The 21,563-nt window shown below is 41.8% G+C and carries 19 protein-coding genes and 2 pseudogenes; 19 read left to right on the forward strand and 2 right to left on the reverse strand.

Going from position 1 to position 21,563, the window contains the following annotated elements; all coding sequences use genetic code 11:
- Window positions 1–9: 9 nt before the first annotated feature.
- The 10 genes and pseudogenes from G6Q48_RS14665 to G6Q48_RS14710 all read left to right on the forward strand — a co-directional run bounded on the left by G6Q48_RS14665 (window position 10) and on the right by G6Q48_RS14710 (window position 11,554).
- Complete coding sequence (locus G6Q48_RS14665; protein WP_102139151.1) at window positions 10–1,539, forward strand: indolepyruvate oxidoreductase subunit beta family protein; 1,530 nt, start codon at window positions 10–12, stop codon at window positions 1,537–1,539.
- A 10-nt stretch (window positions 1,540–1,549) separates the two neighbouring features.
- On the forward strand, window positions 1,550–1,972 hold the full coding sequence (locus tag G6Q48_RS14670) for an acyl-CoA thioesterase (protein ID WP_102139150.1): 423 nt from the start codon (window positions 1,550–1,552) through the stop codon (window positions 1,970–1,972).
- Window positions 1,973–1,988: 16 nt separating this feature from the next.
- A pseudogene (locus G6Q48_RS22540) lies at window positions 1,989–4,286 on the forward strand (bifunctional salicylyl-CoA 5-hydroxylase/oxidoreductase).
- 29 nt (window positions 4,287–4,315) lie between these two features.
- The gene (locus G6Q48_RS14680) at window positions 4,316–5,443 is read left to right on the forward strand and encodes a cupin domain-containing protein (protein WP_102139148.1); all 1,128 of its coding nucleotides are present in this window, start codon (window positions 4,316–4,318) and stop codon (window positions 5,441–5,443) included.
- A gap of 99 nt (window positions 5,444–5,542) precedes the next feature.
- A complete protein-coding gene (locus G6Q48_RS14685; RefSeq protein WP_166267245.1) occupies window positions 5,543–6,454 on the forward strand; it encodes a fumarylacetoacetate hydrolase family protein in 912 nt (303 codons plus the stop codon).
- 9 nt (window positions 6,455–6,463) lie between these two features.
- On the forward strand, window positions 6,464–7,495 hold the full coding sequence (locus G6Q48_RS14690; protein ID WP_102139146.1) for a carbon-nitrogen hydrolase family protein: 1,032 nt from the start codon (window positions 6,464–6,466) through the stop codon (window positions 7,493–7,495).
- Window positions 7,492–8,247, forward strand: a complete 756-nt coding sequence (locus tag G6Q48_RS14695) for a maleate cis-trans isomerase family protein (protein WP_166267247.1) — start codon at window positions 7,492–7,494, stop codon at window positions 8,245–8,247. The genes G6Q48_RS14690 and G6Q48_RS14695 overlap by 4 nt, the downstream gene beginning before the upstream one ends.
- Window positions 8,248–8,326: 79 nt before the next feature.
- Window positions 8,327–8,875, forward strand: a complete 549-nt coding sequence (locus G6Q48_RS14700) for a MarR family winged helix-turn-helix transcriptional regulator (protein ID WP_166267249.1) — start codon at window positions 8,327–8,329, stop codon at window positions 8,873–8,875.
- A gap of 267 nt (window positions 8,876–9,142) precedes the next feature.
- Window positions 9,143–10,789 carry a Na+/H+ antiporter gene (locus G6Q48_RS14705; RefSeq protein ID WP_166267251.1) on the forward strand — a complete coding sequence of 549 codons (1,647 nt, stop codon included), beginning with the start codon at window positions 9,143–9,145 and terminating at the stop codon, window positions 10,787–10,789.
- 252 nt (window positions 10,790–11,041) lie between these two features.
- Window positions 11,042–11,554 carry an AAA family ATPase gene (locus tag G6Q48_RS14710; RefSeq protein WP_166267253.1) on the forward strand — a complete coding sequence of 171 codons (513 nt, stop codon included), beginning with the start codon at window positions 11,042–11,044 and terminating at the stop codon, window positions 11,552–11,554.
- A gap of 56 nt (window positions 11,555–11,610) precedes the next feature.
- On the opposite strand, the gene G6Q48_RS14715 is transcribed toward G6Q48_RS14710, so the two are convergent.
- Complete coding sequence (locus G6Q48_RS14715; RefSeq protein WP_166267255.1) at window positions 11,611–12,231, reverse strand: flavin reductase; 621 nt, start codon at window positions 12,229–12,231, stop codon at window positions 11,611–11,613.
- 636 nt (window positions 12,232–12,867) lie between these two features.
- On the opposite strand from G6Q48_RS14715, the gene G6Q48_RS14720 reads away from it, so the two are divergent.
- From G6Q48_RS14720 to G6Q48_RS14760, 9 genes and pseudogenes are all read left to right on the forward strand, one after another.
- The gene (locus G6Q48_RS14720) at window positions 12,868–13,197 is read left to right on the forward strand and encodes a helix-turn-helix domain-containing protein (protein WP_166267257.1); all 330 of its coding nucleotides are present in this window, start codon (window positions 12,868–12,870) and stop codon (window positions 13,195–13,197) included.
- Window positions 13,198–13,430: 233 nt separating this feature from the next.
- Window positions 13,431–13,946 (forward strand): fimbrial protein, encoded by a 516-nt coding sequence (locus G6Q48_RS14725; protein WP_102139192.1) that lies wholly within the window; start codon window positions 13,431–13,433, stop codon window positions 13,944–13,946.
- A 61-nt stretch (window positions 13,947–14,007) separates the two neighbouring features.
- Window positions 14,008–14,585: pseudogene (locus tag G6Q48_RS14730) on the forward strand (fimbrial protein).
- Between the two features lie 88 nt (window positions 14,586–14,673).
- The gene (locus G6Q48_RS14735; RefSeq protein ID WP_166267259.1) at window positions 14,674–17,226 is read left to right on the forward strand and encodes a fimbria/pilus outer membrane usher protein; all 2,553 of its coding nucleotides are present in this window, start codon (window positions 14,674–14,676) and stop codon (window positions 17,224–17,226) included.
- A 14-nt stretch (window positions 17,227–17,240) separates the two neighbouring features.
- Window positions 17,241–17,978, forward strand: coding sequence for a fimbrial biogenesis chaperone (locus G6Q48_RS14740; protein WP_229597524.1), 738 nt, complete (start codon window positions 17,241–17,243; stop codon window positions 17,976–17,978).
- Between the two features lie 47 nt (window positions 17,979–18,025).
- Entirely contained in the window at window positions 18,026–18,436 is a 411-nt protein-coding gene (locus tag G6Q48_RS14745; protein WP_166267263.1) for a hypothetical protein, read from the forward strand.
- Window positions 18,429–18,944: a fimbrial protein gene (locus tag G6Q48_RS14750; RefSeq protein ID WP_166267265.1), complete on the forward strand. Its 516-nt coding sequence runs from the start codon at window positions 18,429–18,431 to the stop codon at window positions 18,942–18,944. Before G6Q48_RS14745 ends, G6Q48_RS14750 begins: the two co-directional genes overlap by 8 nt.
- Window positions 18,944–19,477, forward strand: a complete 534-nt coding sequence (locus tag G6Q48_RS14755) for a fimbrial protein (protein WP_102139135.1) — start codon at window positions 18,944–18,946, stop codon at window positions 19,475–19,477. Before G6Q48_RS14750 ends, G6Q48_RS14755 begins: the two co-directional genes overlap by 1 nt.
- 124 nt (window positions 19,478–19,601) lie before the next feature.
- Window positions 19,602–20,648, forward strand: a complete 1,047-nt coding sequence (locus G6Q48_RS14760) for an adhesin (protein ID WP_231068834.1) — start codon at window positions 19,602–19,604, stop codon at window positions 20,646–20,648.
- A gap of 24 nt (window positions 20,649–20,672) precedes the next feature.
- Here the strand turns inward: G6Q48_RS14760 and G6Q48_RS14765 are convergent, their stop codons facing one another.
- Window positions 20,673–21,446, reverse strand: coding sequence for an AraC family transcriptional regulator (locus G6Q48_RS14765; protein ID WP_166267267.1), 774 nt, complete (start codon window positions 21,444–21,446; stop codon window positions 20,673–20,675).
- Window positions 21,447–21,563 lie beyond the last annotated feature (117 nt).

The following is a 21,563-nucleotide window of genomic DNA, read 5'->3' on the forward strand; positions in this document are numbered from 1 at the left end:
GGGGGATGCATGAATTCGTTATCAACTGCATTACCATCAACAAAAGTCGCATTACAGCCGATTAAAATTGCCATTTTAGCCATGGGCGGCGAAGGCGGTGGAGTACTTGCCGACTGGGTTGTCAACCTAGGTGAAGAAAACGGTTATTTTGCTCAAACGACTTCAGTACCTGGCGTGGCACAGCGCACGGGGGCCACAATTTATTATGTGGAATTATTCCCAGGTGCTGACAACCCACAAACGCCTTCTCCTGTATTAGCGCTTATGCCGATGCCCGGTGATGTTGATGTCGTTTTGGCCTCTGAGTTAATGGAAGCAGGCAGAGCAGTACAGCGCGGTTTTGTTACCCCAGAGCGCACAACATTGATTAGTTCAACACACCGCGTTTACTCCATCGCGGAAAAATCCGCTATGGGCGATGGGCGAGTCGATAGCCAAGCATTAATTCGCCACACTGCGGCATCTGCGCGTCAGTTTATTCACTTTGATATGGCTCAAGCAGCACAAGAAAGTGGCAGTGTGATTAGTGCTGTTTTATTTGGTGCGCTGTTTGGTTCCGGTGTTTTACCATTTAGCCGCGCACAATTTGAAGAAACGATTGTACGTGGGGGCGTTGGCGTAAAACCAAGTTTGCGAGCTTTTACATTAGGAGCAGAAAAAGCAGCTAAACCCGAAGATGCATATCAGCCGGAATCCACAAAGAACATCATATATTCACCAAAAAATAAACAGGTATCGCAATTATTAGCTCGTATCCAACATGAATTCTCTCCTCATGTGCAGTATCTCGTGATTGAAGGGACTCGACGACTTATCGATTACCAAGACCCCGCTTATGCCACTTTGTATTTGGAACGCCTCAATAACCTCTTTGCCCAAAAAGGTGGGCAAGATGAGCGTTTGCAACGTGCGCTTGCGCGCCACTTAGCCCTTTGGATGTCCTATGAAGACACTATCCGAGTGGCTGATCTTAAAATTCGTGATAGCCGTTTTGCTCGCGTTCGTAATGAAGTACAGGCAAAAGATAACCAATTGTTGGATATCAATGAATTCATGCATCCAAGAATTGAAGAGATTTGCGAAACGCTTCCCAAAAATTTAGGTCGTTGGTTAATGCGTCCACATTGGTTACACAAAGCGCTTCGCAAAATGACCGAAAAAGGGCGCACGATCACTACCAGTTCTTTATTTGGTTTTTTACAGTTGTATGTATTAGCCACATGGCGAAAAGGTCGGCGTTCGACATTACGTTATCAACTAGAAACGCAGCGTATCGAAAAGTGGCTAGCGGCTGTAATTGAAGCAGCGAAAGCTAACCCTGCACTTGCAACCGAAATTACCCAATGCCAACGCGTGGTTAAGGGGTATAGCGACACTCATGCGAGAGGGTTGCGTAATTTTAAAATCTTAATGGACATCGTTGCGCAGCAAGGGAACAAACTCACCCCCATTAATTTACGTGAACTACGTGAAGCCGCATTGGCCGATGAACATGGGAAAGAATTGGAAAAATGCCGTCAACGTTTAGCGATGAATTAAGGATAACATCATGAGTTTACTGACATTTACTAAGCCACATAAAATTCATTTTTCGGAGTGTGACCCCGCAGGGATTGTGTTTTACCCCCAGTATTTCGTGATGTTTAACAATTTACTTGAACGTTGGGTTGATGAATTAGTCCCTCAAGGCTTTGCGGGTTACATCATGGAACAGCGCTTTGGTTTGCCGACGGTACACCTAGAAGCGGAGTTCAAGGCCATTAGCAAAATGGGGGATAACGTGATGCTAGAGCTGCATGTACAGCGTATTGGTCGCAAGTCTCTGACGTTACATCAACGCTGTGTCGGTGTTGATGGAGTACTGCGCATGCAAGTGACGCAAACTTATGTCACGACGTCATTAGAAACGCATCAAGCCATCCCCATTCCAGACGCCTTGTATCAGGCATTAACCGCTCAGCAACCAGTGTAAGTAAAGGAGAAGTTCCATGAATATTGTGTGTATTGGCGGTGGTCCCGCAGGGCTTTATTTCGGGTTGCTGATGAAACTACAGAACCCAAAGAACCGTGTAGTGGTGGTGGAACGTAATCGTCCTTATGACACTTTTGGCTGGGGAGTGGTATTTTCTGATGCCACGCTCAGTAATTTGCGCCAAGCGGACCCAGTTTCTGCCAAAACGATTTCTGCAGAATTTAGTCACTGGGATGATATCGATGTGCACTTTAAAGGTGTATGTAACCGCAGCGGTGGTCATGGGTTTATCGGCATTGGGCGTAAAAAATTACTCAATATATTACAAGACCGTTGTGTGGAATTGGGGGTGGAGCTGGTATTCGAAACCCAAGTAACGGATGACCAAGCGATTGCTCGTGAGTACCAAGCTGATTTGCTTATCGCTTCTGATGGCATTAATAGTGCGGTACGTACGCGTTATGAAACCGTATTTAAACCCGATATTGACCAACGTCGTTGCCGTTTTGTTTGGCTAGGTACAAAGAAGATTTTTGACGCCTTTACCTTCTTATTCGCTAAAAATGAGCACGGATGGTTTCAAGTTCATGCCTATCAATTTCAAGAAGGGTTATCGACCTTTATTGTGGAGACGACGGAAGAAACCTGGCTTAAAGCTGGTATTGACCAAATGTCCCAAGAGGATGGCATCGCTTATTGTGAAAAACTATTTGCGCCGTGGCTTGATGGTGAAAAACTGATTGCTAACGCAGCGCATTTACGTGGTGCCGCAATTTGGATCCGCTTCCCTCGGGTCATTTGTGGAAATTGGGTGCATTGGACGCAGCCCACACAAGGTAAAGACGTTCCCGTAGTATTGATGGGCGATGCCGCTCATACCGCCCATTTCTCTATTGGCTCTGGAACTAAATTAGCACTAGAAGATGCTATCGAGCTGTGTGAAAGCTTGAAAACTTCAGGGGGTGATTTACGTAAAGGGCTTGAGCATTACCAGAAGGTTCGCAGTGTCGAAGTACTAAAAATTCAGAATGCGGCACGCAATTCGACAGAATGGTTTGAAAATGTCTGTCGTTATGAAAACTTAGCACCAGAGCAATTTGCTTACTCCCTCTTAACACGCTCACAGCGTATATCCCATGAGAATTTGCGTGTGCGTGATGCTGTATGGTTGGAAAACTATGAGCAGTGGTTTGCAGAACAAACCGGTGTCACTTCAACGGCAAAAACACCGCCTATGCTAACGCCTTATCACGTACGGGGTGTCACGCTTAATAACCGAGTGGTTGCATCACCGACACTATTGTATTGCGCTAGTCAGGGCGTACCCGACGATTTTCATTTGGTACATTTGGGTAGCCGTGCATTAGGCGGTGTGGGTCTAGTGATGACTGAAATGACGGCTATAGCCCCCGATGCCCGTGTGACAAAAGGCTGTGCCGGTATTTGGAATGACGAACAAGTTATTGCTTGGCAGTGAGTGACTGATTTCGTTCATCAAAAAACGGATGCCAAAATTGGCATTCAATTAGGCCATGCGGGACGTCGTGGTTCAACTCAGCGAGGGTGGGAGAAAGAAAACCACCCACTGGATGCAGATAACTGGCCGTTAGTTTCTGCTTCAGCGTTGCCTTATTTACCGAATATCTCACAAACACCGGTAGAGCTATCCGAGGCGCAAATGACTACGGTGATTGACCAATTTGTTGCTGCAGCAAAACGAGCGGAAATGGCGGGTTTTGACTGGCTTGAACTGCAAGCAGGGCATGGTTATTTACTCTCAAGCTTTATTTCGCCGTTAACTAATCAGCGTACAGATAACTACGGTGGAACGTTGGAAAACCGCTTACGTTTTCCGTTAGCCGTCATTAGTGCTGTGCGTCAAGTGTGGTCAAAACCTTTGACTGTTCGTATTTCATCGACGGACTGGGTGGATGGTGGGACGACAGTTGATGACGCAGTAGAAATTGGTCGTGCAATAAAGCAAGCGGGGGCCGATATGATTGATTGCTCTTCAGGTGAAGTGTCACCGCAACAGCAACCAGTTTATGGTCGGATGTACCAAACACCAATGGCAGACCGTATTCGTAATGAAGCTGGAATACCGGTTATTGCTGTAGGGGCTATTACTGATGCAGACCAAGTCAACAGCATTATTGCCGCTGGACGGGCGGATTTATGTGCTTTATCTCGACCATTACTTTCTGACTCTGCATGGGTCCTACATGAATGTGCGCGTTATGGGTGGGAAACTCGTTGGCCGGCATCGTATGAATATGGGCGTCAGCAACTCGTTCAATCCTTGAAATCGCGTTAAAGGCTTTGGCAAACAAAGAGGAAAACAGCATGAGTACACACTCCCATGACCAATATCGAGAAAATGTGGCAGGGCGCGCTGATGTGGCAGACACCCCTGAGCTAGTGGCGTATTACCAAGAACTAGATGCGTTGAAGACAGGTGCATTATGGACGGTTGCAAACAAGATTGAACCGTGGCAGCCCAAATCAAGCTCAGTTCCTGTGTTGTGGCGCTACCGTGATTTACGCGAACATGTGTTGCGCTCAGTTGAACTGGTGACACCAGAAAAAGCGGGGCGTCGCGTGATTTATTTAAATAACCCAGGCCGCCAAGATGTCGCTGCTGCAGTCGGTTGGTTATATTCAGGTCTACAAGTCATGCACCCAGGAGAAGCCGCTTCGGCTCATGCCCATTCGTCCTCCGCATTGCGGTTTATTATGGAAGGGCGTGGGGCATACACTATTGTCGAAGGGCAAAAAATGATGCTAGAAGCCAATGACTTTGTACTGACACCGAATGGGACATGGCATGAACACGGTGTTGCGGAGGATGGCTTACCCTGTATCTGGCAAGATGGGTTAGATATCCCCTTAGTCAATGCCATGGAAGCTGGGTTTTATAAAGTGCATCCTGACTTGCATCAAGTGCAAACACGACCTATCGACTACCCAGTTGGCATGTGGGGTGGAACCGCATTACGCCCTCACGATATTGGCTGGGATAAACCTTATTCACCGTTATTTAAATACCAATGGGGGCCAACCTACGAGGCATTATGCCGTGCGGCGAAAGCAGCGGATGGCTCAGTATTTGATGACATTTTAATGCACTACACCAACCCACTAACTGGCGGACCTGTGATGCCAACTATTGGGGCAAGCATGCAATTACTGCGTCCGGGATTTGTAGGTAAGGCTCATCGCCATACGGGGAGTTTTATTTATCAAGTGGCGAAAGGGCAAGGGTACTCCGTGATTAATGGACAACGTTTTGATTGGCAAGAGCGTGATATTTTCTGCGTGCCATCGTGGATGTTCCATGAACATGTGAATACCTCACAAACCGAAGATGCATGTCTGTTTTGCTTTAATGACTTACCCGTAATGCACTCTTTGGGGCTCTATTATGAAGAAGCTCTAGTCGAAAATGAGGGGCACCAGAAAGTCGTTACCTAGGTGAATGTCATGTTTCTTATTGATTAATTTAATTATTTTACTATTCCAATTTACGTGAAGAAGTGAGTGAGGCAACCACCTCATTCAAGGAGAAAGAGAATGCGCTTAATAACTTATCGTTCTGATGTGACCGCGGCAGCTCGTTTAGGAGCAATTGTTAACCATCAAGTAGTTGATTTAGCTCTTCTTGCTCAAGAGCAAGGGTTGTACTTGCCTGACAACATGTTGGATTTTATCGATTTAGGTCCACAAGGTGTGCGTGTTGGTACAGAACTTCTAAATACATATCAAGGGCAATTCCCCGCAGGGACTGCGTGGCCGGTACAAAATGTGAAAATCTTGGCACCGATCCCCCGTCCACGTAAAAATATTTTTGGTATTGGCTTGAACTATGTTGAACACGTGGCGGAGTCCAGCCGCACACTAGACACTTCAAAAGAGCTTCCAAAACAACCCGTTATTTTTTCTAAACCACCAACCACAGTGATTGGACCGGGAGATGCTATTGAACATAATGCCAAAATTACCCAACAATTAGACTGGGAAGTCGAGTTGGCAGTGATTATCGGCACGCGTGCGAAAAGTGTCGCGGCAAAAGATGCGCTTAATTATGTGTTTGGCTACAGCTTGATGATTGATATGAGTGCGCGTGATTGCCGCCGTGCAGGACAGTGGATTTACTCAAAAGGGCAAGATACCTATGCGCCATTTGGGCCTTGCATTGTGACTGCTGATGAGATCCCAGATCCTCACACCTTAGAGCTAAGCTTGAAGGTGAATTGTGTAACCAAACAATCCTCAAATACACGCCATATGCTATTTAATGTGAATACATTGATTGAAGATATTAGCCAAGGGATCACATTAGAACCCGGTGACATTATTGCCACAGGTACCCCTGAAGGGGTCGGAGCGGGGAGAACGCCACAAGAATGGGTATGGCCAGGCGATGTGATTGAAGCATATGTTGAGAATATTGGTGAATTGCGCCATCCAGTTGTCGCCGTTTAAGGGGGAAGCATGCTTAATTTGCAGACATTTAAAGCCGCTGCGGTACAAGCTGCTCCGGTGTTTCTTGATACCAATGCGACGGTAGATAAAGTTTGCCATTTAATTGAAGAGGCGGCTGATAACGGAGCAAAATTGGTGGCATTTCCAGAGGTTTTTATTTCTGGTTACCCTTATTGGAGTTGGGTGATGAACCCGATAGATGGCAGCCCATGGTTTGAAAAACTGTGCAAATCTGCCATTGAAGTCCCAGGGCCTGAAATACAAAAAATTGCTCAAGCTGCAGCACGCCATCACATCAATGTTGTGATTGGTGTGAATGAGCGAAATCCTAATGGCATTGCTACGTTATATAATACATTAGTGACAATTTCTGATGAAGGAAGAATTCTGGGACGTCATCGTAAATTAGTCCCAACATGGGCAGAAAAATTGACGTGGGCAAATGGAGATGCCTCTTCACTAAAAGTTCACCAAACCAGTATTGGGCCACTTGGGGCGTTGGCGTGTGGGGAAAATACCAATACATTGGCCCGCTTTGCCTTATTGGCGCAAGGCGAGTTAGTCCATATTGCGAGCTATATCGCCTTACCCGTTGCACCAAAAGATTATGACATGGCCGAGGCGATCCGTTTACGTGCTTCAGCCCACTGTTTTGAAGGCAAAGTCTTTACGGTTGTTTCGTGTTCGACAGTGTCAGAAGAAATTATTGATGCAATGTCTGCAACTCATCCAGAAGCACGCGAGTTACTGGCTCGACCAAACAGTGCTTTCTCAGGGATCATTGGTCCTGATGGGCGGGTTGTAGGCCAACCTTTGATTGACAAAGAAGGGATTGTTTACGGCGAAATTGATTTGAACCGCTGTATTCAGCCACGACAAATGCATGATATTACAGGGCATTATAACCGTTTTGATATCTTTGATTTACAAGTAAACCGCCGACCATTAACGGCAGCACGTTTTCACGGTAATGGGCAAGAAAGTGAAGCCTTAAACACATTTCCAGAATCAAGTGAGTCATTTGGGGAGAACGAGATATGAGTTTAGTACGTACATATCGTATCGGGCAGATTGTCCCGTCATCAAATACCACGATGGAAACAGAAATTCCGGCTATATTACGCGCAAGAGAAGCGCTGTTTGCGGAGCGCTTTACCTTTCATTCAAGCCGTATGCGTATGCAAAAAGTTACCAAAGAGGAGTTGGCAAAAATGGACTCCGATAGTGACCGCTGTGCTATTGAATTGTCAGATGCTGCAGTTGATGTTCTGGGATATGCCTGTTTAGTTGCGATTATGAGCATGGGGAAAGGTTACCATCGCATTTCAGAAAAACGTTTATTTCAACGTACGGTAGATAACGGCCATCCAGCACCTGTAGTGACGAGTGCAGGGGCATTAGTTGATGGCCTACATGCGATGGGGGCTAAAAAAGTGTCTATTTTAACGCCGTATATGAAGCCGTTGACGCAGTTAGTGATTGATTATATTGAAAGCGAAGGCATTGAAGTGGTAGATAGTATTTCATTGGAAATTCCAGATAATTTAGACGTGGGGCGGCAAAACCCATTAGCACCAGTGGAAATTACGAAAAAACTCAACACCCAAGTAGATGCAATTGTGGCTTCTGCATGTGTACAAATGCCTTCGCTACCCTCAATACAATTAATTGAAGACCGAGTTGGTTTACCAGTACTGTCTTCTTCGGTGGCAACTACTTATATGATGCTAAAAAAGCTGGGTTTAGAAACTCGTGTTGATGGGTTTGGTTCCTTGTTGAGTGGAAAGTTTTAGCTGAATTATCGCCGACTTCTGCTACTCTTGAGCGGTTGTAATCAAATGCAATAATTCAAGAGTTTATCAAGGGGAGCGAATGGCAAACTCAAAGGTTTTTGTTGATAATTACTTGCCTGCCCTGTTGGGGCAGGCTTGGATGTTAGTTTCATCGGAATTTCATGCCATTGTTGAAAAAAAAGGGTTGTCAGTCTTAGAGTGGCGAGTGCTATCTACACTAGCAGGCAATGGCTCGATGGGGATCACTGAGCTGTCACAAAAAACGGTCAGAAAACAACCGACAATTACTCGCGTACTACAACGGTTAGAGCAGCAGGGACACGTGGTTCGCCACAGTAACCATAATGGAAGTGATAAGCGCATAACACTTGTTAGTGTGACATCAAGTGGAATGTCACTGGTCGATGGCTTACTTGTTGCAGCTCAGCAACACGAAGAAGCCGTTTTAGCCCCTTTGGGGTTGCGTAAAAGTAAGCTCCTTAAGCAAGTACTACAAGAACTTGTTGAGCGGCACAGTATAGAAAACACCAATACAGCTGATAAAAGTACTTCGGATAAAAATAATGCAAAAATGGTAAAAAGGAAAAAATCAGGCAGTCAAAATTTATCCAAAGAAACAACAAAGTAGTCGATTAATGATGGTTTAGTCCTATTTTTGATGGCAATACACAGCTTATTATTGATATTGCGTTTAACTATCTATTTATCAAATAGATAAATAAGTTTTTTATGGGTATTTAAGTCAGTGATGATTCTTCGCAACCTGATGATAAATAGGCTATTTCTTAATTTTATTATTTTTGTATCGATTGATTAATTGCCACTTTACATTGATTCAATTTATCTATTTACTTCATAACTGATAATTAATGATTAGCTAAACATGGAGCAATCAATGTCAGTAGTGACACTTGTACTCGTTTTTTTATTAGCCGTTGTTGTGAGCGTTTTTGTTTCACGACTGCTCAAAGATATTATTCCATTACCCCTGATCCAGATAGCACTAGGGGCTGGCTTGTCTTTATACGGTTTTACAGTTGAATTTGAACCTCATCTATTTCTGTTTTTATTTATTCCCCCTTTATTGTTTCTTGATGGCTGGCGTATTCCTAAAGAAGCCTTATTTCAAGAAATTAAGCCGATCATGTCGTTAGCTATTGGTCTAGTGGTAGTAACGGTTATTGGTATGGGCTTCTTTATACATTGGTTAATTCCAGCTATTTCTTTGGCCGTCGCTTTTGCGTTGGCAGCTATTTTGTCGCCTACAGACCCAGTTTCCGTGTCTGCCATGACGGTCAATTCCCCATTGCCATCGCGAATGGCGCATATCCTAGAGGGGGAGTCATTGCTGAATGATGCAACGGGTTTGGTGTGTTTCAGTTTTGCGGTAGTTGCTGCATTAACTGGCACATTTTCTCTTGCTTCAGCGGCTGGGCAATTTGTATTCGTGGCGTTTGGCGGAATTTTAATTGGTTTGCTAGTGGCTTGGGCAATTGGTTGGTTAAACCAATTATTGGTTAAGCGTACAGGGGAAGAACCTGCTATTCAGATAATGATCAGCTTATTGATGCCATTTACGGCTTACTTGTTAGCTGAACATTTACATGTTTCTGGTATTTTAGCGGCAGTGGTTGCCGGTATTGCCATGCACTATGAAAAAATCGCAGGGCGTATGCAAGCCGCCACTCGTATGCAAAGTAAAGCGGTGTGGGATACGGTACAAACCGCGTTGAACGGGATGATTTTCATCTTGTTAGGCGAACAGTTACCGGGTATGTGGACAAATATGCCTGCTGTAGCAGAGGCCGCGGGTGCGAGCCATCCTTGGATGCTATTTGTTTATGTGGCAATTATTACCGTGACATTGGCCGTTTTACGCTTTAGCTGGGTGTGGATCTCGATGACTTTAACCGTCTTCCATAAGCGCCGTCGAGGTAAAGAAGCGGATGTTATGCATATTCGCATGATGGCGGTGATGGCGACAGCGGGTGTGCGTGGAGCGATTACATTAGCGGGTATTCTCACGTTACCTTTATTGATGCCTGATGGTTCATTATTTCCGAATCGTGACGTGGCTATTTTCTTAGCGATGGGGGTGATTTTATGTTCACTACTGATTGCCAGTATTGCACTGCCTATTTTAACGAAAGGGTTGGTACAAGACTTACCTTATGATAATGACGAAATTCGAGCGCGCTTGGCCTTAAATGAAGCTGCAATGGCACATTTACGTGACCTGATGAATCACCCATCGGATGATATGGATGAAATTGCCATGCGTACTGAGGTTGGGGCTCAATTATTAGAAATTTATGGTAGACGACTCGATAACTCAGATGAAACTGAATCAGATGTCTATGATTTACACAAAATGATTGATATGGAACGTGAGATGTCCAAATCAGCGTTAAAAGCGAAACGGGACGCGTTATATCAAATGCGTAAAAGCAAAAATATCAATGAAAGGGTATATCACCGTTTACGTGATGAACTTGATTTAAAAGAAGAAACGCTTAATCACCATAAAAATGGTAAACATTAGTTAGAGAAAAATGACCTGAATTTATTCAGGTCATTTTTTTATGAATGTCATTCAAGTAGGTTTGACGGTTTGTATAGATTGCTGATAAGTTAGTAATAATTCTATTTAGGAAATTTATATGTTACAAGGCACTGTTAGCTTAAGCATTATTATTACCATCACATAGTGGTGGGGATAAGCTACATCCTAAACCCGCCAGATAAGGCGGGTTTTTTGTCCTTATCTGGTTAATTCTTCAGTAAGGAGCTATTTATGAATTTAACAGAAGCCTCACCATCATTAAAAAACCCGCCTCGTTTGCATTTTCTTTGTGGCAAAATTGCTTCAGGGAAATCGACATTAGCAAAACAACTGGCTAACTCCCCCCGTACTATTTTGCTCTGTGAAGATGAATGGCTTGCCGCCCTTTATCCTAATGAAATCACTGAACTGGCTCACTATGTTGAAAAAAGTATCCTAGTGAAGCAAGTATTAGAAGGCCATATTAAGCAATTGATACAGGCTGGGAATAATATTGTGATGGATTTTCCTGCGAATACACCGATGCAGCGGCAATGGTTAACGTCATTGGCACAGGCATCTGATGTCCCTTATGTATTTCATGTATTACAGGTAAGTAATGACGAGTGTAAAGCAAGACTTGCAGCGCGGAATTTAGCAGGGGAAAACCCATTTCAAACATCTGAAACGCAGTTTGATTTAATTACGGCACATTTCTCTTATCCAAAAAGTAGCGAGCAGTTAATCTGCAAATTTTACCCATAGAAATAACAGGTCTGAGTAATAAACCTCTGGAGGATACTTATTACTCAGATTTATAGTCATTTAGGGCGATACATTTTTAAATTTTGCTGTTGTTCTATCCAATAATAATCGGCGGGTCCTCCTGCACGCAATAGTGGCTTCTGGCCAGCACAGTCATATAATCCATCATTCAATGCGGACTCATCAATATGCACCATGATAACCTCTCCCATCACCATCCAAGTATCCAATAACTGGCCATCAGCACGTTTCAGTTGTTGGTATTGCGTGACAACACATTCCATTGAAACGGGTGTTTGAGCGATGCGAGGGGGTGAAACTAATGTTGAAGGGAGAGTGGATAGCCCCGTTAATGCAAATTCGCTTTCACCATGTGCCAATGTAGCACTACTCATATTTACCTTTTCGCCAAGTGCAAGAGTTGCGAGGTTATACACAAACTCCCCTGTTTCGATGGCATTAGTTACTGAATCTTTTTTACCAACACTCGAAAAGGCCAATATAGGTGGTGAATAATTGAAAATATTGAAAAAACTATAAGGAGCTAGATTGGCTCTACCTTTACTATCACAGGTTGATATCCAACCAATAGGCCTAGGGCCAATGAGTGATGGGATAGGATCATGGGGGAGCCCGTGACCCTGCAGTGGTTGGTAGCTATAGAATTTTTCTATCATTTTGGAGTCCTTTTTAACTTTACTTTAACGGATATTTGAACAAGGTGTTAGGTGTTTAAATAAAAAATGCGATTAATGCATAAATAATGCAGTAAGTGGATATTCTATTTTTAATTTTGCTTATATTAACGCTTGAGGATATAACTCAATATAACAATAATAAATTAAATAGTAATTGATGATTATCTTTATTTTATTTATGAGTGTTAGCATTGACTTCATTGTTTAACTCTATTTTTGTGTAAATCTAGTGGGTTTATTCGTTTTAATTGGTAGTGTTGCTTTATTCTTTTTGTTTTATTTTGTCCGGTACGTTAATATTTTAAATTTAATTTATTTATTTTGCTATTATTTTATCTGCAATGTTGTTTAATTTGTTGATTTTTTTGTTTATTTCTGCAGTTTTATAAAATATATAATAGGTGTTATATAATTTAATAGGAAATAACTATCAAATTATATATGTTCGATCGATACAAACGTATTTACAGGCTTAATTAATAAACCTATATTTAAAATTAATTGTTTCTATCTGTGTTTGGATATATCCACTTTTTTACATGAAAATAATCTATCTTTTAAGTAAGGTTGGCTAATTAAATTTTTTATATGGGAGTGTTTTTTGTTGGAATTAATATGATAAAAACGGATGCATTATTACGTCGAGATGTTGGGTTATTTTTAAGGCAAGCAAGAATTGATAAATCATTAACAGGATACCAATTAGCGAAAATATTAAAAATAAGTCAACAGCAGATTTCTCGTTATGAAAGAGGAGAAACTGGTATTAATATTGAAACGTTAAATATTTTTTTGAACGTATTAGAAAAAAATTGGTTAGAGTTCTTTTTTAAAGTATTAGTGAACCATTCAAGTGAAATTGCAGATATAAGAACACAAGATGAAATTTTTTATCTCATCGAAAGAACATTTTTCTACTATTATGGGAAACTAAAAACCAGATGATTTTCAATGGATTTTTTATTGAGATAGTAATTTACATATATTGTAGTTCTTAGTTTTTGTGTCCTCTTTAATTGGATTAAATATGGAAATTAGACTTACGCTATTAAATTTTTAATGGTGTATTTGTTGTAGTTTAATTTTTTAATTGAAAGGAAAAATATATGCGATTAACCAAATTAAATATTGCCCCCAAATTATCAAAATCATCTCGGTTATTTATTTTTACTGCATTGATGACGGTTTTTTTGTCAGCAAATTCTGCGGCAGACAATACCGGTACAGTTGATTTCGAAGGTGTCGTTGTGAGCACGCCTTGTAATATAGCGCAATCCTCACTAAAGCAACTTATTGATTTTGGACAGTTATCTCGCAGAGCATTGGAAAATGGTCGCGTAGCTGAAGTGAAATTTAATATTGAATTTACGGGATGCGATTTCGCTGATTTTGATACTGATGCAGCCGGAAAACCCATTGCTGTTAAATCAATGGAATTAGTGTTTACAGGCCAAAGTTATGCGGATGCAACAAATACTTTGCTTTCTACTTCTGCGGGTAATACCAACAATGTGGGAATTGGCATTGATGGATTTGAATTTGGAAAAGCGAAAGATGTGTTCTCACGCATTATCAATAAAAAGGGAGATAACGTGCTGTCTTTCAAAGCGTTAGCAAAGGCTGTTGATACGACGAAAAGTGTATCGGAAGGTAGGTTCAGTGCGGTAACAAACTTTCGTATTACCTATCAATAACTAAATTATTTAACCGCCAGCATTGGCTGGTGGTTAAATGAGAGCCAGTAGAAGAGGTGTCGTGGTGAGCTATCAAAGGACTATGGATATAACAGTGCTGCTGGTAATGCTTATTTTTAGCATTCATTCATATGCAGACATCAAAAGCGTTAAACCCCACAGCGTCAGTGCAATAACATTACTCAGGGGTAGCGTCATTGATGCACCGTGCTCAATAACATTGCAAAATCGCTATCAAACTATTGATTTTTCTTCTTTGGCTCTCGCTTTGTTGTCAAATAGCTTGCAAAGAGAAATGCATGATCAGCCTTTTATTATCGAGTTACAAGATTGCGGCAGTGTCTATTCAACCGTTGATCTAAAACATGGAAGATACGCTTTGTTGGCCAAAATACACAATATATTGATGCTTTTATACTACAAGGTGCTTCCGAAGGGGTGGGTATTTCGGTATTAGATAATTCAAAAAGACGATTACAGCCTAATAAGGATTATTCATTATCTGACAATGTGTTGTATCAAGATAAATCAGGTTACAGCCTTTTCCTTCGTTATTTCTTACGTCTGGAATTAACCGGACAACCGATCCAAGCAGGTCGTTATTACGGACTGCTCCGCTTTTTCATCGATTACCAATAACACGCACGAAGAATACGTTTCTATGAGCTTCATTTTGAAGATGCACTCTTATTGCATTTAATCTGGTATAGCGAGGATGGTATAGAGCATGGTGTTCAAAATTAACGCGAAATTGAAGCTGGTTTGGCGCATTGCTTTTCTGTTATCGGGTCTTATGGGATGCAAAGTATTTGCCTCTGAATTTAATACAGATGTTTTAGATGCGGATGATATTCAGAATATTGATATGAGCCAGTTTTCAGTAGCTGGGTATACGCTACCAGGAAATTATGTTTTTACTCTTTTTGTTAATGGACAACGCTTAGGGGCACCCCGTGATATCTCCGTTTATGAAAATAAGCCAATCGCCGGAGAATCAACCCAAGTCACACAAACTATCTGTATTCCTCCAGATGTTCTTGAATTAATTGGTTTAAAGCGTTCGGCGATGGAGAAAGTAACACTTACCCATAATGGGAAATGTCTCGACTTTTCTGCGTTAACGGGGGTTCAAACAGCCATCGAGCTCAGTACATTGTCGTTGAAAATGACGGTTCCACAAATATGGATGGAATACCGCGACCCTTACTGGGTACCCGCTAATTTATGGGAAGAGGGGATCGGTGGTGTATTTATTGATTACAACGCGAATATTTCAGCAACCAAAGAAACGGATAATCATCGGCAAGTTTATTTATCGAGTAATGGGATCACCGGGGTGAATTGGGGGGCTTGGCGCTTACGTGGCGATTACAGTACATCTTACCAAAAACAACGGGGTGATTATCCGCAGGAAAAACACAACTTTGATTTTACTCGTCTTTATGCATTTACCTCATTGAAAGATAGTGCCTCAATCTTTACGTTGGGAGAAAATTATTTCTATTCGGATATTTTTGAATCTTGGCAATATACCGGTTTTTCTTTAGAAAGTGATGACCGCATGCTGCCGCCTAAATTAGTGGGGTATGCACCTGAAATTATTGGTGTTGCAAATACGAATGCAATTGTGATTGTTCGCAGCCAAGAACGCATTATCTCTGAAACGGCAGTTCCTCCCGGCCCATTTCGTATTCAAACACTTGATAGCGGCATTCGTGGTGTATTAGATGTGACCGTCCGCGAAGAAAATGGGGAAGAGAGTAAGTTTAGTATCAGTACGGCCTCGTTGCCTTATTTAACACGTCCCGGGCGCGTCATTTATAAAGTTGCCATGGGAAAGACGCGTTATGACAATCGGCATTTAACAGGGGAGCCTGTTGTAAGTGGTGAATTATCATATGGTGTTTCAAATGCATGGTCCTTATATGGAGGCACTCAGCTTAATGGTTATTACCAAAGTGCAGCGTTAGGAATAGGGCGAGATCTTTTTTCAATAGGTGCGGTTTCTTTTGATATCACACAATCTTTTGCCGATTTTTCAGATAAAAGACGCCAAGGACGCTCTTATCGCGTTAATTACGCAAAATCTTTCGATGAGCTACGTACAGATATTACCTTTGCGGGCTACCGTTTTGCTGACAAAGAATACCGAACACTCACGCAATTTATGGATGAGGAGAGAATAGGTTATGGTACTCAGGCAGCAAAAGAAAATTATCAATTATATTTAAATAAATATTTCGATGATTTTAATATTTCTCTTAATTATCAATATAGTACTTATTGGCAGCATGACTCACAAACACAATACGGTTTATACGTTAATGCGCCTTTAAATTTCCCTCTTCTGTCCCAAAATGCGGCAAATTTATCATTATCAGCGAGCCGTACAGAGCGAGACAATGGTAATGAAGATGATGCCATTAATCTGTATCTCACTGTACCGTTATTTCGTGGACATAGTGTCACATTCTCTGAGCTCTACTCACGCTCAGCGGGAAATAACCAATTTAATCATCAGGTTGGATATAGTGGCTATGGAGATCAGGATAATTTCAATATCAATGTTGGTTATAACCATGGGCAAAATATTGATAATCAAGTCAGTTTGAGTGGCTTCTATTCACGAGATATCTCTCAAGCAAGTACATCTATAAATGCAAGCTATGTACCAGATCAGTACCACAGTATTGGTGGGTCAATCAATGGTGGGCTCACATTAACCTCTAAAGGGGCAGCACTGCACCGCTCAGCGCACGGTGATACACGACTTATGATTGAAACACCGGAGGTAAGCGGTGTTCCTCTCGAAAATGGTGTAACTAAAACTAATGCATTTGGATTGGCCGTTATTCCCAATGTGAATAGTTATCGAAAATCTACTGCTTCAATCAATACCAGCCAGTTACCCGATGATATAGAAAGCCTCGATCCCTCAACGGATATTACGTTAACCAAAGGTGCCATCGGTTATCGCAGCTTATCGGTGATGAAAGGCGAAAAGTTATTTGCTGTTTTTGCTTTGTTAGATGGAAAACACCCACCTTTTGGTGCCAGTGTACGTAATAAAAATAACCAAGAATTGGGGCTCGTGGGTGAAGGCGGTGTGACGTGGCTAGTGGGGGTATCACCTCAAGAAAAGTTGTCGTTGTATTGGAATAACCAGCTGCAGTGCGAGTTATCCCTACCTGAAAAATTAAATGAGCTTACTGATTTGTTATTGCTGCCATGCTCTTCAGTCAAAGCGGTCCGTTCAGTTGATTCATCATCAAGTAAATGATTGTGAGGCTAATTATGTGGAAATTAGATATCTGTTATCAATGGGTTGTGAGGGTGCTGTTTGTTATATCAATATTATCATTTAATACTCATGCAGCAGTGACCTTGGATCGAACTCGGATCATTTTCCCTGGGGATGCGAAATCGATCAATATCAAGATAGCCAATGATAACCCAGAAGAGGCGTATCTCGCGCAAAGTTGGATTGAAGACCCGCAAGGTAACAAGTTAATAAAAGGAGCGTTATTAGCCACGCCTCCTCTACAGCGTGTCGAGCCGAATAGCCAAAGCTTAGTTCGTTTGAGTCTGACGCCTTTATTTAGTCAGTTACCGCAAGATAGGGAATCCGTATTTTATTTTAATTTACGAGAAGTCCCGCCTAAATCTCATGATGCGAATACCTTACAAATTGCTTTGCAATCGCGGGTGAAGCTTTTTTATCGGCCCTCGTCCATTTTAGCTGAGTCAGAAACAAACTGGGCACATAAGGTCACACTAATGAAGACCAATAAAGGGTATCAACTTAATAATTCAACACCTTTTAATTTGACGGTTATTGGCTTGGGTAATAACCAAAAACAGTCTGAACAAAGTCAATTCGAGGTGGTGATGGTACCACCGAAATCCACCCAAGAATTTGTTTCCCAGCCGCTGACAAAGCCACATTTAACCTATATCAACGACTATGGCGGAAAACCGACTTTGGCTTTTCGTTGCCAGCAAGAGGTTTGCACTGTGGTTGATGAACGTTAGTTAAGTTAGGAAATATGCCTAGCATTAATAATAGAAGGAGTAATGCATTGATAAAATATATGCTTATCGGCTTATTTTTCATCAGTAGCATGGTCATCAGTGGCGTGATAGGCGGGATGGCTTCGGCTAGCGAGTTTTTAAATCATACTGCAGTGAATGAATCGCATTATGAAGATTCAAATAGTGGATGGTTAGAAGTCAGCGCTCAATTATTCAATTCACCTTGTCACTTAAAAATATCAACCTCAGCGGTGATGCTGACTCAATGTGGCGCAGGCGATGCCTTTTCTGCCAACAAAATGCAAACAACGCCCGCACAAATACGTTTTTATGATGTGCAAAATGGGAATGTTACGGCTATAGAGAAAATAAATCTATTAAATGGCAATAATCTCATTTACCCCCCTGTTTCAATGCACAAATCGAATTTATTACGGCTGGAGGTGGTTTATGAGTAAGGCTATTTTACTTTTAAGCCTTGGATTCCCTATTTTCGCTTGGAGTATGGACAGCTTAGATGTGGAGTTTAGTGGTATTTTAGTCAATAAAACCTGTCAGTTAGCGGCTGATTCTATCAATAAGCGGGTAACAATTGAAAATATACGTTTGAAGTCGATTAATGACAATATTCCTAGTGATATCACCCCCTTTTTTATCACGATTGAAAAATGTAGCCAAGCCGACCTGAATAAGATGATTAAGATTACCTGGAAAAGCCCAAAACAGGTCGCTGTAGAGGGTGATAATTACCTTGGAACGGATGGAAATAGTGGTGTACTGCTCGGTGTAGTTGATAAGCAAAGAGTACTTGTTACTTGGGATAAGTCGATTGAGGTCACACCGGTTACGGTTACGGATGGGACTCAACAATTGGAATTTGGTGTATTTGTTCGTAAAAATCCGCTGAATGAAGCAAAAAAAGGTTTTTTTTCAAGCTCAGCGACTTTTTCATTGGAGTATGAGTAATGAATACAATCAATTGGTTATCTAAATTTGTTTTGTGTTTTTTATTTCTCCCATTTATATCTAAGTCGGATGTCTTAATCGATGTGAGTGCGACGCTAGTCGACCCAGCCTGCCACCTGCGTAGTGAAGATAACAGTACCCCGTTAAAAATCAATTTTGGGGTGATTAATATACCGCATAATTCTGATGATATTTCCCAATCCCATACATTTCCTTTGTATTTAACTGGCTGTAATTGGAATAAATCACTCGGTATTATGATTAACCCCAAAAATAGTAACACTATGGTTTATCAAGGAAAAAGTATTTTATCCACCAGTACTGATGGCCTTGGCATTAATATCAATAATATAACTGGAGGTGTGGCTCATCCACTTGAAGTTAATCAAATTCAGCAAATATTCCCAGAACAAATAGATGCCACTTTGCAGCGAATTATTTTACAAGCTGATCTCGTTAGTACCCTACCAGCGAGCCAACTCCGTGCTGGAAAATTTAGTGCTATTGCCATGATTTCGGTCACTTACTATTAAGGCGGTAATATCGGTTATGTCTAATTTTCAAATCCTATTTCAGGCGGTTTCTTGCTTTATGGTAAAAATACCATTTCCCTTATTTTTGAGGAGAGAATTCTTTAAACAACCATCTGGCTTATCAATGTATTTTCTGGTGGCTATTCTTAGTTTGTATGGAATAAATGCTCATGCAGACTATGCACCTCGAATACAAAATTCCAATTCAGGTTATTCAATTCGGATCGATAGTAATAGTGTTATTGAACCCGTTTCACGGGTTGGCTCTGATGGCAAAAATTATTATCGTGTAGGAAACCCTATTGTTATTGACGGTAATAGTGCTCAAGTGAGCGTGTCTGGCTTGGTTGATTGTGTTGGTAGACGATGGGGAAGTAGCAATACAAGAATTCATTCATCACAGGCATTTCATCGTTTGTTTATGTATGTGGCTTCTGCGGGAGTCACAATTGATGGAAAAACGGCCTACCGGATCAATAACAATTTAGTGATGACGGTGGAAACTCCGATAATGAATTGGATAAATATTGATGCAGGAATGTGCTCATATGCTTATGTGGGGCTTGTTAGGTCTGCTCAAGAGTTTACCAGTCAATTTCCGGTTACTATTACATTTTTCATTAATGAGCAAATTATTGATGGAAAACTGGTTATTCCTGCAATGGATTTAGCGGGCTATGTTCGCGCTTTTACTGAACCTAAAACAGCGCCTCCCTTTGACAGCTGGCCTTTATCTGAATCAACAGTGCCAATGCGTCTTGCAGCTTCTCAGTTAAATGTGAAAGCAATGTGCTCCACGCAAACGAGCTCTGGGCAGGCTAGCACAGTCAATTTGCGACACGGCCAATTAAGTAGTATTCATTACGATAGTTTGGTGACGGAAAGCATCAGATACACGTGTAAATTTGCGGCCTTAACGAAGGTAAGGTTACGGTTAGACTATGTGACAGATGGTGACCCGCAAAAGCGTTTACCGATGAAAGATGCTTCAAATAGAACGATTTACAGTAAGTTAGATATTGTGGATGAACAAACAGGGGCGACGGGGACAGATATTCGTGTAGGAATTCATTCAAATCGCACGATCCATATACGTAGTCGTATTCAAGGAAATAATGCAGACGCAGGAAGTTATCAAGGGTCTGCATGGTTAATTGCCACATTTGACTAAATTGAATTTTTGAATGGTTAGGTGTTATCCACTAATTCTCTGAATAAAACTGGATGGACTTTGCCCTAACCATTTTTTAAACATGGTCGAAAAAGACCCAACGCTGCTGTAGCCTAAATCGAATGCGACCTCGGTAATGGATTTACCCGCAGAAATGTGGGTAATCGCACTTAATAAACAAGCTTGCTGCCGCCAGTCAGAGAAAGATAACCCCGTTTGAGCACCAAAAAAACGGCTAAATGAGCGCTCACTTTTATGTAATTTTGCCGCCCACTCCTGTGGTAATGAGGTGATTTGTGGGGCTTTTAGGAATTCCCGGCACAACTGGGCTAAATGTTCATCCCGTGGAATTGGGGCATAGAAAGGCAGGGGCTCTGCCTGCGCAATTTCATGCAAAATCAATTGGTACATCACACCATCACGGCCATTTAAATCATATTCAATTGGGGTATCAACCGCTTCAAGCAATAGCTGACGAAGTAAGAGCGAAACCCTGAGCACTTCACATTTGTTTCCCCTACGTGGAGCGGCTTTGGGCTCAATGTATAAGCTACGCGTACTGACATTCAACATGCGTGTTTCATGAGGCGTATTACAGGGGATCCAAACACCACTATCAGGAGGTATGACCCATTCGCCATCTGCTGTACTCACTTCAATCAAGCCTGTCGCACCATATAGAAACTGGGCGCGGCGGTGAACGTGAGAATCAAGCAGCACGTTTGGTAGGTAATCAGTGCCGATAGCTAAAACATCACGCGGAGTTGCATCGACCGTTTTTAGAGGAATATTTCGCATAGTAATTTTCTTGGCTGATATTCAAAAGTTATCATCTATTTTCTGAATATAGGCAATTTTTATTGATATAACCACATGTTTTTCATGGTTGGCTGAAATTCCAATGTGTTTGGCGGT

The organism is Providencia sp. M-27 (assembly GCF_011077905.1).
Classification (GTDB): domain Bacteria; phylum Pseudomonadota; class Gammaproteobacteria; order Enterobacterales; family Enterobacteriaceae; genus Providencia; species Providencia huaxiensis.

What these genes read in the sequence shown, in the direction of transcription:
- G6Q48_RS14665 (WP_102139151.1), top strand. Translation starts at nt 10, where the DNA reads ATGAATTCGTTATCAACTGCATTACCATCAACAAAAGTCGCATTACAG.
- G6Q48_RS14670 (WP_102139150.1), top strand. Translation starts at nt 1,550, where the DNA reads ATGAGTTTACTGACATTTACTAAGCCACATAAAATTCATTTTTCGGAG.
- G6Q48_RS14680 (WP_102139148.1), top strand. Translation starts at nt 4,316, where the DNA reads ATGAGTACACACTCCCATGACCAATATCGAGAAAATGTGGCAGGGCGC.
- G6Q48_RS14685 (WP_166267245.1), top strand. Translation starts at nt 5,543, where the DNA reads ATGCGCTTAATAACTTATCGTTCTGATGTGACCGCGGCAGCTCGTTTA.
- G6Q48_RS14690 (WP_102139146.1), top strand. Translation starts at nt 6,464, where the DNA reads ATGCTTAATTTGCAGACATTTAAAGCCGCTGCGGTACAAGCTGCTCCG.
- G6Q48_RS14695 (WP_166267247.1), top strand. Translation starts at nt 7,492, where the DNA reads ATGAGTTTAGTACGTACATATCGTATCGGGCAGATTGTCCCGTCATCA.
- G6Q48_RS14700 (WP_166267249.1), top strand. Translation starts at nt 8,327, where the DNA reads ATGGCAAACTCAAAGGTTTTTGTTGATAATTACTTGCCTGCCCTGTTG.
- G6Q48_RS14705 (WP_166267251.1), top strand. Translation starts at nt 9,143, where the DNA reads ATGTCAGTAGTGACACTTGTACTCGTTTTTTTATTAGCCGTTGTTGTG.
- G6Q48_RS14710 (WP_166267253.1), top strand. Translation starts at nt 11,042, where the DNA reads ATGAATTTAACAGAAGCCTCACCATCATTAAAAAACCCGCCTCGTTTG.
- G6Q48_RS14715 (WP_166267255.1), bottom strand. Translation starts at nt 12,231, where the DNA reads ATGATAGAAAAATTCTATAGCTACCAACCACTGCAGGGTCACGGGCTC.
- G6Q48_RS14720 (WP_166267257.1), top strand. Translation starts at nt 12,868, where the DNA reads ATGATAAAAACGGATGCATTATTACGTCGAGATGTTGGGTTATTTTTA.
- G6Q48_RS14725 (WP_102139192.1), top strand. Translation starts at nt 13,431, where the DNA reads ATGACGGTTTTTTTGTCAGCAAATTCTGCGGCAGACAATACCGGTACA.
- G6Q48_RS14735 (WP_166267259.1), top strand. Translation starts at nt 14,674, where the DNA reads ATGGTGTTCAAAATTAACGCGAAATTGAAGCTGGTTTGGCGCATTGCT.
- G6Q48_RS14740 (WP_229597524.1), top strand. Translation starts at nt 17,241, where the DNA reads ATGTGGAAATTAGATATCTGTTATCAATGGGTTGTGAGGGTGCTGTTT.
- G6Q48_RS14750 (WP_166267265.1), top strand. Translation starts at nt 18,429, where the DNA reads ATGAGTAAGGCTATTTTACTTTTAAGCCTTGGATTCCCTATTTTCGCT.
- G6Q48_RS14755 (WP_102139135.1), top strand. Translation starts at nt 18,944, where the DNA reads ATGAATACAATCAATTGGTTATCTAAATTTGTTTTGTGTTTTTTATTT.
- G6Q48_RS14760 (WP_231068834.1), top strand. Translation starts at nt 19,602, where the DNA reads ATGTATTTTCTGGTGGCTATTCTTAGTTTGTATGGAATAAATGCTCAT.
- G6Q48_RS14765 (WP_166267267.1), bottom strand. Translation starts at nt 21,446, where the DNA reads ATGCGAAATATTCCTCTAAAAACGGTCGATGCAACTCCGCGTGATGTT.